The 15,816-nt window shown below is 64.9% G+C and carries 10 protein-coding genes; 7 read left to right on the top strand and 3 right to left on the bottom strand.

The genetic code is table 11. The annotated features are described in order from the left end of the window. The first annotated feature begins 5 nt into the window (after window positions 1–5). From MMB74_RS12955 to MMB74_RS12940, 4 genes are all read left to right on the top strand, one after another. Window positions 6–1,553 (top strand): TolC family protein, encoded by a 1,548-nt coding sequence (locus MMB74_RS12955; protein WP_277429252.1) that lies wholly within the window; start codon window positions 6–8, stop codon window positions 1,551–1,553. A 155-nt stretch (window positions 1,554–1,708) separates the two neighbouring features. After that, window positions 1,709–2,410 carry an efflux RND transporter periplasmic adaptor subunit gene (locus tag MMB74_RS12950; RefSeq protein ID WP_277429044.1) on the top strand — a complete coding sequence of 234 codons (702 nt, stop codon included), beginning with the start codon at window positions 1,709–1,711 and terminating at the stop codon, window positions 2,408–2,410. Window positions 2,411–2,424: 14 nt separating this feature from the next. Continuing rightward, on the top strand, window positions 2,425–3,918 hold the full coding sequence (locus tag MMB74_RS12945; RefSeq protein ID WP_277429043.1) for an HlyD family efflux transporter periplasmic adaptor subunit: 1,494 nt from the start codon (window positions 2,425–2,427) through the stop codon (window positions 3,916–3,918). Window positions 3,919–3,957: 39 nt separating this feature from the next. Further along, on the top strand, window positions 3,958–6,069 hold the full coding sequence (locus MMB74_RS12940) for an HlyD family efflux transporter periplasmic adaptor subunit (protein WP_277429042.1): 2,112 nt from the start codon (window positions 3,958–3,960) through the stop codon (window positions 6,067–6,069). 57 nt (window positions 6,070–6,126) lie between these two features. On the opposite strand, the gene MMB74_RS12935 is transcribed toward MMB74_RS12940, so the two are convergent. Together MMB74_RS12935 and MMB74_RS12930 are read right to left on the bottom strand one after the other, a co-directional pair. Continuing rightward, a complete protein-coding gene (locus tag MMB74_RS12935) occupies window positions 6,127–6,984 on the bottom strand; it encodes a hypothetical protein (protein ID WP_277429041.1) in 858 nt (285 codons plus the stop codon). 100 nt (window positions 6,985–7,084) lie between these two features. After that, entirely contained in the window at window positions 7,085–9,082 is a 1,998-nt protein-coding gene (locus tag MMB74_RS12930) for an MAC/perforin domain-containing protein (RefSeq protein WP_277429040.1), read from the bottom strand. 258 nt (window positions 9,083–9,340) lie between these two features. On the opposite strand from MMB74_RS12930, the gene MMB74_RS12925 reads away from it, so the two are divergent. Both MMB74_RS12925 and MMB74_RS12920 read left to right on the top strand, forming a co-directional pair. Beyond that, entirely contained in the window at window positions 9,341–12,613 is a 3,273-nt protein-coding gene (locus MMB74_RS12925; RefSeq protein ID WP_277429039.1) for a helix-turn-helix domain-containing protein, read from the top strand. Window positions 12,614–13,102: 489 nt separating this feature from the next. Next, window positions 13,103–13,606, top strand: coding sequence for a hypothetical protein (locus MMB74_RS12920; protein WP_277429038.1), 504 nt, complete (start codon window positions 13,103–13,105; stop codon window positions 13,604–13,606). A gap of 75 nt (window positions 13,607–13,681) precedes the next feature. Here the strand turns inward: MMB74_RS12920 and MMB74_RS12915 are convergent, their stop codons facing one another. Further along, window positions 13,682–14,593 (bottom strand): LysR family transcriptional regulator, encoded by a 912-nt coding sequence (locus MMB74_RS12915; protein ID WP_277429037.1) that lies wholly within the window; start codon window positions 14,591–14,593, stop codon window positions 13,682–13,684. A 107-nt stretch (window positions 14,594–14,700) separates the two neighbouring features. Here MMB74_RS12915 and MMB74_RS12910 point away from each other — a divergent pair, with 107 nt between their 5' ends. Beyond that, window positions 14,701–15,789 (top strand): zinc-binding dehydrogenase, encoded by a 1,089-nt coding sequence (locus MMB74_RS12910; protein ID WP_277429036.1) that lies wholly within the window; start codon window positions 14,701–14,703, stop codon window positions 15,787–15,789. Window positions 15,790–15,816 lie beyond the last annotated feature (27 nt).

Raw genomic sequence — 15,816 nt, 5'->3', positions numbered from 1 at the left:
CTGCCATGGCGCTTGCCGCAAACGCAGCGCGCGAGCCGCGTGCGAAGCGCGCATTGCGTCCGTCGCTGATCGCCCTCTCGGTGGCGGCATTGTGGCTGTCGGGCTGTGCGATCAAGCCGACGCCGTTCACCGACGCCGAGCGGGCACAGAGCGCACGAACCGATCGTACGGCGATGTTCGCGGATCAACCGCCGCTCAACGGCCCCGTCACGCTCGAAGAAGCCATGGCGCGCGCGATTCGCTACAACCTCGACCATCGCCTGAAGATGATGGAAGAGGCGCTCGCGCAGAAGCAACTCGACGTGGCGAATTTCGACATGCTGCCGCGCTTGACGGCCGCAGCCGGCTATACGCACCGGGACCATCCGCTCGCGTCGGAGTCCATCTCGCTGCAGACGCGTCAGGTGTCGTTGGAGCCGTCGTATTCGACCGATCAGAACGATCGCACGGCCGATCTCACGTTCTCGTGGAACGTGCTCGATTTCGGCGTCAGCTACTTCGAGGCCAAGGAGCAGGCCGATCGCGTGCTCGTCGTCGAGCAGCGCCGGCGCAAGGTCGTGCAGCTGATGATGCAGCAAGTGCGCGAAGCATACTGGCAAGCGGCCGGCGCGCAACGCCTCGAGAACCGGATCGGCCCGCTGCTCGCGCAGGCCAAGCAAGCGCTGGAGGATTCGCGCAAGTCGCAGCAGGAAGGGCTGCGCTCGCCGCTCGATACGCTCGCCTATCAGCACACGCTGCTCGACATCATGCGCCAGCTCGAAGCCGTGCGCGACCTGCTCGACGAGGCCAAGCCGCGACTCGCATCGCTCATGAACGTCGCACCCGGCACCGACATCGTGCTCGCGCCGCCCTCGGGCTTTAGCGTGCCGCAGTTCGACATGCCGATGGACCGCATGGAAGAGACGGCGCTGGAGCGCCGGCCCGAACTCGTGGAAGCGAGCTACAACGAGCGCATCAGCATCAACGAGACGCACAAGGCGATCGCCAAGCTCTTGCCCGGCATCGAATTCCAGTTGGGCACGCACTACGATAGCAACAGCTTCCTCGCCTACCATGCATGGCGTGCGGCGGGCATCAACATGAGCTGGAATCTGTTGAACCTGCTCAATGCCAAGAACATCCGCGGCATGGCGAACGCCCAACGCGACGTCGCTCATGCGCAGCAGCTCGCGCTGTCGATGGCCGTGCTCACGCAAGTGCACGTTGCGCGCGCCGAGTTCAGCGCCAAGGAGCGCCAGTTCGATCTGTTCAAGCAGATCAACGACGTAGACGGCCAGATCCTGCAGCACACGCACAACGCCACCGTGGCGAACGCGCAAGGCAAGCTCGAGGAGATTCGTGCGGCGACTTCTGCCATGATGTCGGAACTGCGTCTATATCAAAGCTATGGTGAGCTCGAGAGCGCTTACGGCCAGCTGTTGGCGACGCTCGGGCTCGACCCGCTGCCCGCGGATGCCGGCAAGGGCGATTTGAAATCGATCGAGCAGTCGATCGACATGGAGCAAACGCGTTGGGCCCAATTCGGCCGCGCGGATGGAGCAAAAACGCAATGAATCGATGGTGCAGGGCAGGGCGGCGTGTTACCGCCCTGATGGTAGTGGCATGCAGCTGTTTCTCCGGCAACGCCTTGGCCGCGGGGCCTCAAGCCGCGGCGCCGCATGCGTTGCCCGCGGCGTCCGCGTTGCCGAATGCGTCGATGGATCCGGCCGTGCCCCGCGTTTCTTCGTCCGCGCACGCCGACGACGAAGGCCGTATACGCGTTCAGCTCGTCGCGCGCGATCAAGTCGACATATCGAGTGAAATCAGCGCGAAGATCGCGTCGATGCCGTTTCGCGATGGTGATGCCTTTCGCGCCGGGCAGACGCTCGTCTCGCTCGATTGCTCGCTGTACGCCGCGCAATTGCACAAAGCTCAGGCCGAAGCCGATGCGGCCGTGCAACTGAAACGCGTGAACGATCGCCTCTCGCAACTGCATTCCATCGGCGAGATAGAGGTGCAGCAAGCCGCAGCGAAGGCGAAAGCGAGCGCGGCCGAAGTCGCCTATATGCAGGCGACGGTGCGAAAGTGCGGTATCGCGGCGCCGTTCGACGGGCGCGTCGTCAAGCGCAGCGCCTCGGCGCAACAGTTCGCCGAGCCCGGCAAAGCGCTTCTGACGATCGTCGACACGAGCCGTCTCGAACTGAAGATGATCGTGCCGTCGAAGTGGCTCGCCTGGCTCAAGCCCGGGCACGCGCTGACGGTGGATGTCGATGAAGTCGGCAAGCGCTATCCGGCCACGGTGGCGCGCATCGGCGCGCGCGTCGATCCCGTGACGCAGACCGTCGACGTAACGGCCGCGTTGGCCGCCCACACGCCCGAGTTGTTGCCGGGCATGAGCGGCTGGGCGCGCTTCGCCGCTCCCGGCCATTGAACGGTGGCCGCATCATGAACGCCCCGCTGCGGATCGAGGCGAGCGCGCTCGCCTTGCTCTGGCAATTGTCCGCGCGTGCGCGCGAAGCGCCGAGCGAGGAGACGCTCGGCTTCGTCATCGTCAACGAAACGCTCTCGCTCGTGCCGTATCGTCAGGCGGCGTGGTGGCGCGCACCCGCGCCCGTGCCGGGCGCCGTCGCGGCCGTGTCGGGTTTGCCGCAGAGCGACCCGGGCGCGCCCTACGTGCAATGGCTCGGTGAAGTGTGTCGCGCGATCGAACGTCGCGAGCAGGCCGCGCAGGGGGCGAGCCCGAGCGAAGAGGCCGCGGATGCAGCGGGACCGAACGCATCGGCGTTGGACCCCTCGGCTGAGAACGCATCACCGAAGAACCCATCGGCCCAGACGCCATCGGCGCAGCACCCCGGCTCCGCGGCGCCCGCTTGGCCGCATGCGTTCACCGCCCACGACCTGCCCGATCCGCTCGCAGCCGAATGGGACGCCTGGTGGCCGGCGCATGCGCTATGGGTGCCGCTCGTCGATCGGATGGGCCGCTCGTTCGGCGGGGCAGTGTTCGCGCGCGAGCAGCCGTGGACGCCAATCGACGAAGCCCTGCTGGCCGAACTCGCTCGCGTTTGGTCTCATGCGCTCGCGGCGTTTTCTCCTCGGGCGTCGTGGCTCGAACGCGTCAAGCTCGCGCTGCGCGCCGGCAAGCATCGGCGCCGCGTGCTCGTCGCGGCCGTCTGTGCGCTCGTCGTGCCCGTGCCGTTGACCGTGCTCGCGCCGGCCGAGGTGACACCGAAGGACCCGTTCGTCGTGCGCGCGCCGCTCGACGGCGTCATCGACCGCTTGTTCGCGCAGCCGAACCAGCGTGTGGAAGCGGGCACGCCGCTGTTCGCGCTCGACTCCACCGCGCTTGCTTCGCGCTACGCGCTGGCGAACAAGAACTACGCGACGGCGCAGGAGGAATATCGGCAGACCGCGCAGCTCGCCGTCACGGACGACAAGGACCGGCTCGACATGGCGCTGCGCAAAGGCAAGCTCGATCAAAGCGCGGTCGAACTCGATTACACGGCGCGCGAACTCGCCCGCGTGAGCGTAAACGCCCCGCGCGCCGGCGTGGCCGTCTTCTCCGATCCGAACGATTGGAACGGCAAAGCGGTGTCGATCGGGGAAAAGGTGATGCTGCTCGCTGATCCGGCTCATGTCGAATTGACGGCCTATGTGCCGGTAGCCGACAACGTCGACGTCGTGCCGGGCGCGAGCGTGACGCTCTATCCGAAGAGCTCGCCGCTTGCTTCCTACGATGCGCGCATCGATACCGTGTCCTATCGTGCCGAGCCGACGCCCGAGGGCGTGGTCGCTTACCGCGTGAAGGCCACCTTCACGGGTAGCGTCAGACCGCCCCTCGGCGTCATGGGCACCGCACGTATCCACGGCCGGTGGGTGCCGCTTGCCTACTATCTGCTGCGCCGCCCGCTGGCGAGCGCGCGGCAGTGGCTAGGCTGGTAAGCCGTGCGCGGCCTTCGCCATCACTGACGCGACGCATCGATGTCACGCCTTCCTTCTCTGCGCCAAGAACTGAGCCTGACCTCTGGCGCATCGACGCCCGACGGCGCGCCGACGTGGATGCTCCATGATCCCGCGGGCAATCGCTTCTTCCAGATCGGGTGGCCGGCGTTCGAGATGCTTTCGCGTTGGTCGCTGGACGACCCCGAGGCGATCGTCGCATCGGTCAATGCCGAGACGACGCTTCGGTTGACGATGGACGACTTCGAGGCGCTTGCACGGATGCTGCAGCATCAGCATTTGCTCGTCGCCGCGAGCCCAGCCGATACCGGGCGGCTCGCGAACGCTGCAGCGGCGCACAAGCTGTCGCACGCGATGTGGCTGCTCAAGCACTACTTGATGATCCGCGTGCCGCTTTGGCGGCCGATGCCGTTTTTGCGGCGCTTCGCGCATTACGCCGAAATCGCCTACAGGCCGGCGTTTTGGATAGCGGTGGCGGCGATCGCGCTAACGGGCCTCGTGCTCGTGTCGCGGCGCTGGGACGAATTCATCCATACGTTCCATGGGTACGCCGACTTGCGGGGACTTGTCGCGATCGGGGCGGCCATCGGCTGCGCGAAGCTACTGCACGAGTTCGGGCATGCGTTCACGGCGCACCGCTACGGCTGCCGCGTGCCGACAATGGGCATCGCGCTGCTCGTGATGGTGCCCGTGCTCTATACCGATACGACGGAAGCCTGGAAGGTTCCGGGGCGAGCAGAGCGGTTGCGCATCGGCGCGGCCGGCATGCTCACCGAGCTTGCATTGGCCGCTCTGGCGACGCTCGCGTGGAGCGTCCTGCCCGATGGCCCGTTGCGCGCCGGCGCGTTTCTGCTCGCGACGACGACGTGGATCGGCACGTTGACGATCAACGCGAGCCCGTTCATGCGCTTCGATGGCTACTTCCTGTTGTCGGACTGGCTCGACATGCCGAACCTGCACGATCGCGCATTCGCGTTCGGCCGGTGGTGGGTGAGAGAACGACTGTTCGGCTTCGGCGATCCTCAACCCGAGCCGTGCTCGTCCAAGCGTCGGCGGTTTCTCATCGCCTTTTCTTTCGCGACTTGGCTCTATCGGCTCGTCGTCTTCTTCTCGATCGCGCTCGTCGTCTATCACGCATTTTTCAAGGCGCTCGGCCTGATGTTGTTCTTCGTGGAGTTCGGCTGGTTCATCGTGCGGCCGATCGCGCGCGAATTCGGCGCGTGCTGGCGGCGCCGCTCCGATCTGCATTGGCGTCTCGAAACGCGGCGCACGGCGGTCATCGGTGCGCTGCTGTTCGGCTTTTTCGTGCTGCCTTGGCATGGCGGCGTCAGCGCACCGGCTGTGCTCGGACCGCTACGCGCGCAAGGCCTTTATGCGCCGGAAGCCGCCTATCTGACGAGCGATGCGCCGATCGTGCAGGACGGCCAGCGCGTGAAGGCCGGCGATGTACTTGCCGTGCTGGCTTCGCCTGATCTGACCCACCGGTTGCAAGCGGCCCAAGCCGACGAAGCGCTGTTGCGCTGGCAAGTCGAGCAGCAGTCGTTCGACGAGCGGCTGCTCGATCAAGGTGTGGCGTTGCGCCGCCGCTGGGATGCGGCGCGCGAGACGGTGACGGGTTTGACCGCCCAAGTGGCGCAACTGACGCTGCGCGCGCCGTTCGACGGCGTCGTGCAAACGAGCGAAGCGCTCGCGCCGAGCACCTGGCTGCCGCGCGGCGAGCATCTGTTCGATGTGGTCGGGCCGAGCGGCGTGAAGGGCGAGGCGTTTGTCGGCGAAGACGACGCTTCGCGCGTCGCGGCCGGCGATCGCGTCAGCTTCGTCGCCTCGATCCCGGAACTCGGCGCGCTGCAATGCCGCGTGATGGCCGTCGATCGCGTCAATCTCGCCACGCTCGACGCGCCGTCGCTCGCGAGCGTTTATGGGGGCCCGCTTGCCGCGCAGTTTCAGCCGGGCACGCATCAGCTCGTCCCCTTGGCGGCTACGTATCGCGTGCGGATAGGAGCGTGTCCGACGAGCGAGGCGTGGCCGCGCGAGATCGACGGAACGGCGACGATCGGCGGGGCGCGACAAAGCTTCGCTTGGCGCGGGATCAAATGGCTGGCGTCGGTGTTCGAACGTGAGAGCGGGGCTTGATGGTCCAACGCCCTGGCCCGCTCGCATGCCGATCTGTGTGCAAGAGGGAATTCTTGCTCAATCCTCGCGCGGGGGCCGCGAGTGTCGAGTAGGCGTTTGCTCCTCGTGATAGTGCGGCGCGGTCATGGGGGCCGCCATCACGTCGGCATTGCCGAGGAGGGTCTCGGTGATCAATCTATCCTCGCCGCGTTCAAACCAGCAAGCCATCGCCGAATTGCGATTGCCATGCAGGTTGACGACCGCCATCCACGCGTCATGCTTCGACGCGCCCGGAGGAGGGGGGGCGGGGAAATGCTGCGGCGGCAGGATCAGGGCGTCGCCGGGTGCGAGCCATAAGTCCGCCAAGCTGATCTCGTGCGCGAAAGGCCGCCATCGCGCCACGCTGACGACGAGCGGCAAGCGCGGATGGCGCGAGAAGAACGCATGCGCAAAGGCGTGGTACTCGAGATCGGTCGGGTTGTACGTGAGCAGTTCGCGCCGGCGCCCGAGTTCGAGATAGGGCGACTGATGGCCGGCCCATTGGCCATAGGTGTAGTGTCCGCACACCAGCCCTTCGTATTCGAACCGAATGCATTCGCCGGCGCGCAGCAAGGTCATGCCGAACGCTTGCGCCGTGGCCGGCGTGGCCCATAGCGGCTGATACTCGACGTGCTCGGCGTGGAAATCGAATTCCTTGATCGTGTATCCGCCGTCGCGGGTCGGAATTCGTTTTTCGCGCCAAGTGACGCCGGCGTATTTCGCGCCGATATCCAACTGCGGATCTTCGCGCGCAAGCGCGATCTCTTCGCCGCGTGGCTCGGCGTACTGCTCGCAGCGGCCGTGGCCGTTATACAGGTAGGGAAACCGTTTGCAGTCGAGCGCGTAGGCGTCGCCGTCTTCGATGAACAGCACGGGGTCCAGATACGAAGCGGACATGAAAGATATCCCGGAAAGTGAGCTTGAAATGACGAGAAGCGCGGCATCGCCGCGCTTCGCTTGGGAAGGCGCTAGCCGCTAGCCGCTAGCGCCGCAGTGCTTACCCGTGGAGGTTGTCAAACTCTTCGAGCGACCAGAGCATATAGCTTTCTAGCCAATTTCTCACTCCGGCCGATTTGCCGCTTTGGGTGAGGTTCCATGCCTGAGGCCAGTAGTGAAGAGCAAGGAAATTGGTCTTGACCGGCTCGCCGCGAACATCCCAGAGGATATCGTCCTGCCGTGGCGGGTTGTCGTCACCGAATGCCTGCAACTGGCAAGCGGTCTTCTCGACGACCTTCGACTGCAGGCAAGCCCCGGTTTCGTAATTGATGATGATGTGGGAGTTCGGCGTCTCCTTATACCGCGGGTAACGGAGGAAATACCAATACTGTCCGAGGTACGTTCCGCTATCGCCCGCTTTCACCATTTCGATCGTCGTCTTCAGTTGCGTGCCGGCTGCCAGCGCCGCCTTTTCGCCGTCGAGATTTCGAATGATGTGGAGCTTGGTGTTGGTCTTCTCCGTTAGCGCCGTCACGAGCGACCCTGTCGTCGAAGCATCGCCGGTAATGACGCGCAGCGTCACATTCACTGTCGGGTTGATGGTGTCCGGATTCGTGCCGAAGCCGGCGACGACAAAATCCGACGGTCTGCCGTTCAGCGACCTGCCGGCCAGCACGTAAGTCAGACCGGCGATGTTGCATGGCTGCATGTGTCGCACGAGGTCGTGCCAGCGATCGAGCGCGGCCTGACTGGCGCCGTGCTCGCGGAGCAACTTGCGCACGCCCACCGGCGGGTAATAGCGCGCGTCGCGAGGCCAGCGTTCGCTGGCGAGCAGGACCATTTCGTGGCCTTTGCTGCTTACGCCGGCCAGCTTTTCCGCGACCCGCTGCCAGAATGCCGCGAATGCCCCCGCGTCGGCGTCCTTGCCCGGCGCTTGCAGTTTTTCCTCGCCGCGCAGTTCGCGCTTCAAACCGACAATCGCGATATTGAGCGCGGGCGAGCCGCCTGTGCTCGCGAGCGTCTGAGCCCGAAGCGGATCGGATTGCTTGGCGGCGTCGCTCTTGGGCGCTCTCTTGATGGTGATGGTCGAGTCTTGCCAGCCTGCGTCGATCTCCGCTTGATAGCTTAGGCACCATTCGCGCGCCTTTCTCACGGCCTCTTGCTGCTTTTTGCACTCCCTCGGGACGAACTCGTCGATCGGCGCCAATTGCATATCGACGACCAGCGGCGCTTGCGAGAGATTCGCTCGCCAGTTTTCAACGGCGGCGTGACAGTTGGTCGGGTTGTTGAAGTCGAACTTGACGGTGTCCTTCGCGGGGCCCCCCATCGTGGTAATTCGAACCTTCTGCTCCTGCGTTTGTTTCTTTTGTTCCTCGCTGATCTGCGTCGAGGCATTGGCCACGAAGGCGCCGTACCCGACTGAAATCGCGACGTCCAAATCGGTCTTTTTCGTCGACGCCGATTTCTTGATGAGGACGGAGTACGTAATGCTTCCGCCAGCGGTCACCTCCGTGACGACGTCCGTGCCGAAGCGATGGAAGAAGTCGATGAAGTCGTCGATCGTGCTCAGGTCCTCTTTGAACTCAGGGAGCGCCTTGACGGCCTTGACGAATTCCGAATGCAGATTGCTCTCAATGTTCTTGATTCCCAGTGTCCACAGCTGCTGCGTGTCATGACGCATCCCCGCGTAATGCTCGTCGAGTGTTGAGATCTGATGGCTGAACGTGGAATCGAAACCGGCCGAAAACGCGCCGTATTTGCCTTTCGCATTGACGCTCACACTGCTTTTTTTATCGTATTCGGCAACCGATTCGAACGTCTCGGTCAGTGTCATCGCCTGCGGTCGGTGCGTGAAATCGACCCGTTCCCCGATGAGATAGGACTTCCCGTCGATAACCTTCTGTTGCTCGTTATGTTTGGCGTCGAGCACCCGATTGAGCGGTTGCACGGCACCCGGCCAACACAGCTTGTTGATCCCGCAGCCAAGCATATTGATGCCGCCTACGACATCCGATTGGCCTTCCTTCGTTGTCACTGCATCGTTCGCACGATCGTTCATGGCATTCCCCGTAGCGTTTTTTAATGACTCCGCAACATGCACGGCCCTCGTGGTTGCGGTACCGAATGACGAAGCCAGTCTAAAAGCCGCGGGAAAACCCGGCAGTATCAGTTCGGTATCAGTTTTCCAAATGCGTCGACCACGATGATTCGGAGTCGACGCATGCGGGACTCGGCCGGCGCCCAAAGCCGTGGCAGTACAATGCCGTGTCAAGCGCGCGAGCACGCCATTGCGCTTTCTTTCCTTTTACTTTCGGCGATGCGAGTAACTGCTGTCACCGTGCAGGATGGCCGGGTGCTGCTCGATGCGGGGGTGCTCAAGGGCCTGCGAAAAACGCAAGGCTTCAGTCAGGAAACGCTCGCCGATGCGTGCCTCGATCGGCGCTTATGCGTGTCCGTCGCTTCGATCAAACGCGCTGAAACGGGCAAGCCGGTGCTTTACCGTACCGCGCGCCACTTGGCGAGCATGTTCGGCGTCGAAATCGACGCGTTGATCGGTAAACCCGGCGCCGCAGCCCGTCGAAACAGTGCCGCCGACGTGGCGGACGTCCCCGTCGATTCACTCGAACCCGCCGATCCTTCCGCACTCGAAGACGCGATTCGATACGGCGTAGTGCTGCAGTTTGCGTTGCTCGATCAAGTGCCCGTCCAAAAGATTTCGGCGCTGATCCGTCAGTTCGGAGGCGAGCCGCAATACGACATCGACATGGCAGCCTGCTTCGGCCGGTCGCACGCTTACGGCAGTGACAGCCGGCGCGCATTGCTGTGCGCGATGGCGTTGACGCGGGCCGGCTGCGTCGATGTGCGCCGGCCCTTGGTGCTCGAATTGCAGCGTTGGGGCGAAGCGATCGCGTCTTTGCCCCCGCGCGAGCACTTCGCGCTCAACACGCAAGAGGCGGTCGTATACGTGGCTCAGCCGCTCATCGAGCAGTTGTCGGCCTGGTTCGAGTTCGCGCCGGCCGAAGCCGTCTCGCCGCAGTATCGAGCCTGCCTGCGCGTGCGAGAGCAGGGAGAGACGACCCCGCGCGGCCTGGCCGGGCGCTCGATCGAACTGCTGCAGTTCGGCGCGGTGCTCGATGCGGTACACGAGTGCCAGGATGGCCATGTGATTTACCTCCGCGGCATGGCGGGCATCGGCAAATCGCGCCTGGTCGACACGTTCCGCGGCATGGCGCGCAAAGAAGGGTTTGCGTGTCATGGCGGCGAATTTCATGATTTCGGCGTAGACGACGGCGCGCTCTTGCTCGCGCAACTCGTGTGCAGCTTGGCGGGCGTCCCCCGGGGCGCGGATCCTCATCTTGCAGGCCGCGCTTTTATCGCCGCGATGGGAGCGACGGCCGCGAAGGCGTTCGAGCGCTTGAAGCTACCGTCGGAATCGCTGTCCTTCCTTCGAGCGTTGCTCGAGCTCGCGCCGGCAGACGAAGCGCAGCAGGCTCGCTATGCGGCGATGAGCGATCGCGAGCGCCGCGACGGCTTGCAAACGGCGATGCGTCATCTAGTGATCAAGCAAGCGATTGCTCAGCCGTTGCTGATCCATATCGAGGATGTGCATTGGGGCGACGCGCAAACGCTTGGCCTGCTGAGCCGGGTCATCGCGGCCACGAGCGATGCCCCGATCATTTGGCTGCTCACATCGCGCCACGAGGGCGATCCGTTCGATGCGGCATTGCGGCCGAACTTCGCGGCGGCGTCGAGCGTGCTCGATTTGGCGCCGCTGCGGCCGCGTGAAGCCGCTTCGTTGGCCGCGCAGTTTGCCGAGGTCGATCCGGCGTACCGCGCCGCTTGCATCGAGCGCGCGCAAGGCAATCCGCTCTATCTGACGCAGCTGCTTGCCAATCATGAAAGCGAATTTCCCAACAGCTTGCGCCATCTCGTCCAGACGCGCGTCGATCGGTTGCCGCCGTCCGCGCGTCGTGCGCTGCGATACGCCACTGTGCTGGGTCATCGTTTCGACTTGGCGTCGCTGCGCGGCGCGCTGGGCGATATCGTCTACGTGCCGGAGCAAGAGGTTCGGCAAATGATGATTCGGGAAGTCGAGGCCGGCGTCTATGCCTTTGTCCATGACCTTGTGATGCGGTGCGTGTACGAAAGCATTCCGGCCGGGGCGCGTCAGCGGATGCATCATGGCGTCGCCCAGTTGTATCGGCAAACCGATGTCGCACTGTACGCGCAGCATTTGGCGCGATCGGGCGATGCGCTCGCATGCGGTGCGCTGCTCGCCGCGATGCGCGAGAAGCTCGCCAGCTATCACTACGCCCAGGCGCTCGAATTGGGCCATTTATGCGAAGGCTTGGCAGCCAGTGATGCCGAGCGTCATCCACTCGCACTCCTGCAAGGACGAGCCTGCGCCGGTCTCGGACAGATGAACGAGGCCGCGGCGCATTTCCGGGCGGCGCTCGATCTCGCCGCTACCCCCGCCGCGCAGATCGAGGCCGTGCTCTCGTTGGCGCCGGTCCTCAATGCGCTCGAGCGATTGGCCGACGAAGAACAATTGATCGCGCAGACATTGCCGCTCGCACACGCGATTGGCGCGCACGCGGACTTGGCGCGATTGTTCCAACTGCGGGGAAACATCCATTTTCCGCAAGGCGATTATGGGTTGTGCCGGAGGCTGCATCGCGAGGCATTGCACCATGCTCGGCTTGCCCGGCACGCGCAAAGCGAAGCGCGCGCCCTCAGCGGGATCGCGGATTCGTACTATGCCCAGGGCCGGATGCGGCGAGCCTATGCAATCTACGATCAATGCGTCCAACGAGGGGGCCTCGACGACGTCGCGCATGTCGTCGCCGGTAACGTGGCCGCGCGCAGCTCGACAGCCGCTTATCTCGGCTTGCGCGAACAGGCGTTGCGCGACAGCGAATACGCGGTGACATACAGCGCGCGCATCGGCGATCGCCGCGCCGAAGTCTTCGCGCGTCTTACCGCGGTGTGGGTGTTGAGCGACATGGGTCAAGACGAGCAAGCGGCAGAGGCGGTGGAGAGCGCGCTTGCGCTCGCGCAGCGCATCGGCACCAGCCGCTTCGAGCCGATGCTATTGGAGATATCGGCGCGCTTGGCGCAACGCCGCGGCGATGCACCGCAGGCTTGGCGATTGATCACGCGAGCGGCCGAGTTCGTCGATCGATTGCGATTGCAGCGCTATGTCGGGCCTTGGGTACAGGGCAGCCTCGCCTTGATCGCGCCTGAGCCGATGCTGCGCGATCGAGCGCTTGCCAAAGGGGAGGCGCTGCTCGCGCAACGATGTCTTGCGCATAACGCATTGCGTTTTCATCTCGCCGCGGCCGAACTGGCTTTGCTGGGGCGGTGTCCCGATCTCGCTCGGCAACATGCGCTGCGGCTGCGGGCGCTGGCCGGGCGCGAACCGTACGCGTGGATCGACCACCACGCGCGGATGATCGAACACAGCGCGCGGTGGGTAGAGAGCGGCGGGACCGACGCGCGAGGCGACCTGACCGCGCTTCTCGAAACGGGCGCCGCCCATGGCTTCGCAGCGACCATGCCGGCATGGTCCGCGACGCTGAAAGTGCTTTAGGCATTGGCCCGAAGCCCGCGTTAGTGTGTTGGGCAGCCGCGCACGAGTTCGCCGTCGGCCCCGACCCAGCATACGTCACACGGATGCATGACGCGTCTAAAGAGCGGCCGCGGCGGACCGTGACAGGGGGATCGCGAGATCGGCGGTCGGCGACGGCACGATCGATGCTTCCGGATTCGGATGCGGTTTCTTAGGAGGTATCATGCCCAATCCCGAACAACGCGAAGACAAAACCGAGCGCGCGCAGCAATCCGATGCAAGCGTCGGGCGCGTGCATGTAGAACCGGAGCCTGTGCCCGGGCATACGGAAAACATACCGGTGGATGGCGATATGCGGCAGGCCCCGGGCACAAGTCCCGACTCCGGGCCGGTTGCTGGTCCCGTGGAAGACGCCGCACCCACCGCCGGTCCGGACACTAAACCGGGCACCCCCGCTGGGACGCAAAGCGAGCGAGATCGATCGCGCGGGTCCAGTTAGTCGAGGCGGCGATGAGAACAATGACAAAACTGTTCAATGGCGCGGCGCGCGCGCTGGGTGCGCCGGCCGTGCGGCGCGCTTGTGCATCCGGAACCGTCGCGGGCCTCGGGGCGGCAGGCGCGGCCGCGTATGGCGCGCGCATGGAAGGCGGCACGATGTGCGCGCCGATCAACGCCGTCACGCATTACATCTGGCCCGAGCGAGCCGTACGCGAACGCGGATTCAGCGTGCGCCATACGCTGCTCGGCTTGGGCATTCATCAGGCCGCCGCTATCTTCTGGGCCGTGCTGTTCGAGCGCATCGTTCCACGCGCACCGCGAGCGCACCCAGCGGGCGTCATCGCGGCCGCTGCAGCGACCGCGGCCACGGCGTACTGCGTGGATTATCACTTCGTGCCCAAACGCTTGACGCCGGGGTTCGAGGCGCATCTGGGGCCGCGCTCGATGACGAGCGTGTACCTCGGCATCGCGGTGGGATTGGCCGCCGTTGCGCTGCTTCGCCGTGAAAGAGGCTAGCGCGCAGGGCGACGATGGCCGATGGCGGTGAGCAAAGGAGGGGTTCCGCCGCAAGGCTTTCAATGCCTATGCCTTTTACCGCTGCGCCACTTGCGCAAGCAGATCGCGCAGCCACACGCTGGCCGGGTCCAAATGGCTGCGCGGATGCCAGGCGGCGAACATCGAAAAGCCGCGCGCCTCGAACGGCAACTCGAACACGTCGAGCGCCTCGCGATACCGCGTGACGAGGCGCACGGGCAACGTGGAGACGTAATCGGTCAGCGCGAGCAATTCGGGCACGACGGTGAAGTGCTGCACCGAGAGGGCGACGCGGCGCGCTCGGCCTAGCGCTTGCAAATGCTCGTCCATGAACCCGAAGAAGCTGCCGCCGCTCGTCGACACGAGTACATGCTCGAGCGAGCAGTACGTATCCAGGTCCAGCGGCGCGGCGCCGCGCGGGTGGCCCTTGCGCTGCACGCAGACGAAGCGCTCGTCGTAGAGCTTGCGCGCCTTCGCCCACGCCGGAACCATTCGCTCCGAGCCGATTAGGACATCGATCTCGCCACGCTCGAGGCGGTCGACGCTCACGGCCGATTCCGCCGCGACGAACGCGAGTTGCGCGTTCGGCCCGGCATGGGCGGGCCACGACTGCATCAAACGAAACCCGAGCACGGCCACGGCTTGATCGCTTCCCGCGATCACGAACCGGCGCGCATCGACGAACGGATCGAACGACGGCTGTCCGCGCACGACGGCTTCGACTTGCGCGAGCGCAGCCTTGAGCGGCGCCATCAGCTCGGTCCCACGCGCGCTGCGCGTCATGCCGCGGCCACTCGGGGAAGGTATCAGCAGCGGATCGCCAAACATCTGCCGCAACCGCGCAAGTTGCGTCGAGACGGCGGGCTGCGTCAGATGCAACCGTGCGGCCGCCCGCGTCACGTTCGATTCCTCGAGCAATGCATCGAGCGAAACGAGCAAGTTGAGGTCGACGCCTTTGAGATCAATCACGTTTATGGGTCGAATGACGAGAATTGATTTCAAGAATACCTAGGCGAGGCCTAGAGTTCAATCGTCCGATTTCAATTCCCTGCTCGAATACACCGGAGGAAACGACGATGAAGGCCTGGATGCTCGACGAACCTGGCAAACCCTTGGAACTGCGTGAAGAGCCTACGCCGCAACCGCGGCGCGGCGCCGTGCTGCTGCGCATGGAAGCCGTGCCGCTACTCAGTTACACGCGTGCTTATATCGAGGGCAAGCTGCCCTATGCCTTTCCGCCCGGGCCGTTTTCGCCGGGAACGAACGGCGTCGGCCGCATCGAAGCGGTGGGAGAGGGGGTATTCGGCTTTCGCCCTGGCCAGCGCGTCGCCGTCAATCCCTACTGGCGCGCCGACGAAACGGTTGCGGAGCCGGAGCAAGTGCTGATCGGGCTGACCGGTATCAGTGCCGCGAGCGCACCGCTGCTCCATGACTTTCGCCACGGCACGCTGCGGGAATTGGCCGAGTTCCCCGCCTCGACGGTCATCGCCTTGGACGGTCTCGATGCGGTGCCGTCGTCGAGCCTCGCCGTGCTCGGCAAGTTCTCGGTCCCGTTCGGCGGATTGCGGCGCGGACGATTGACCGCGGGTGAAGTAGTCGCCGTCAACGGCGCCACGGGCTATTTCGGTTCGGCTGCGGTACTGGCCGCGCTGGCGCTCGGCGCAAGCCGCGTCATCGCATTGGGCCGCCGTGCGCAAGCGCTGGCGAAACTCGTCGAACTAGGCGCGGGGCGCGTGCGACCGGTCGTGCTCACGGGCGATGACGCGCGCGACGCAGCCGCGATTCGCGAAGCCGCGGGCGGCGGGGTGGATCTCGCCTTCGACATGGTCGGCCACGCAACCGATGCCGCTGCGACCCTCGCCGCGCTGCGGAGCCTGCGCCGCAACGGCCGGCTCGTTTTGATGGGTAGCATGCAGGTGGAACTGCCGATCCCCTACGGCGAGATGCTGCTCAACAACTGGGAGTTGATCGGCAACTTCATGTACACGCGGGCCGATTATTTGACGCTGGTCTCGCTCGTGGCGTCGGGGCAGCTCTCGCTCGATGCGATTGACGTGACGGCCTATCCGTTCGCCCAATTGGAAGCCGCGATCGATCGTGCCGGCGCAGCGCAGGGCTTGCAATGCACGATCGTCGCGGCCGAGGGTGAGCGCGCCTGGGGCTGAGCCCCGGCGCGCCACGCGGCGCAGCCT

It is taken from the genome of Trinickia sp. Y13 (genome assembly GCF_029522115.1).
GTDB lineage: Bacteria > Pseudomonadota > Gammaproteobacteria > Burkholderiales > Burkholderiaceae > Trinickia.
This window is presented reverse-complemented; position numbering and strand designations above follow the sequence as displayed.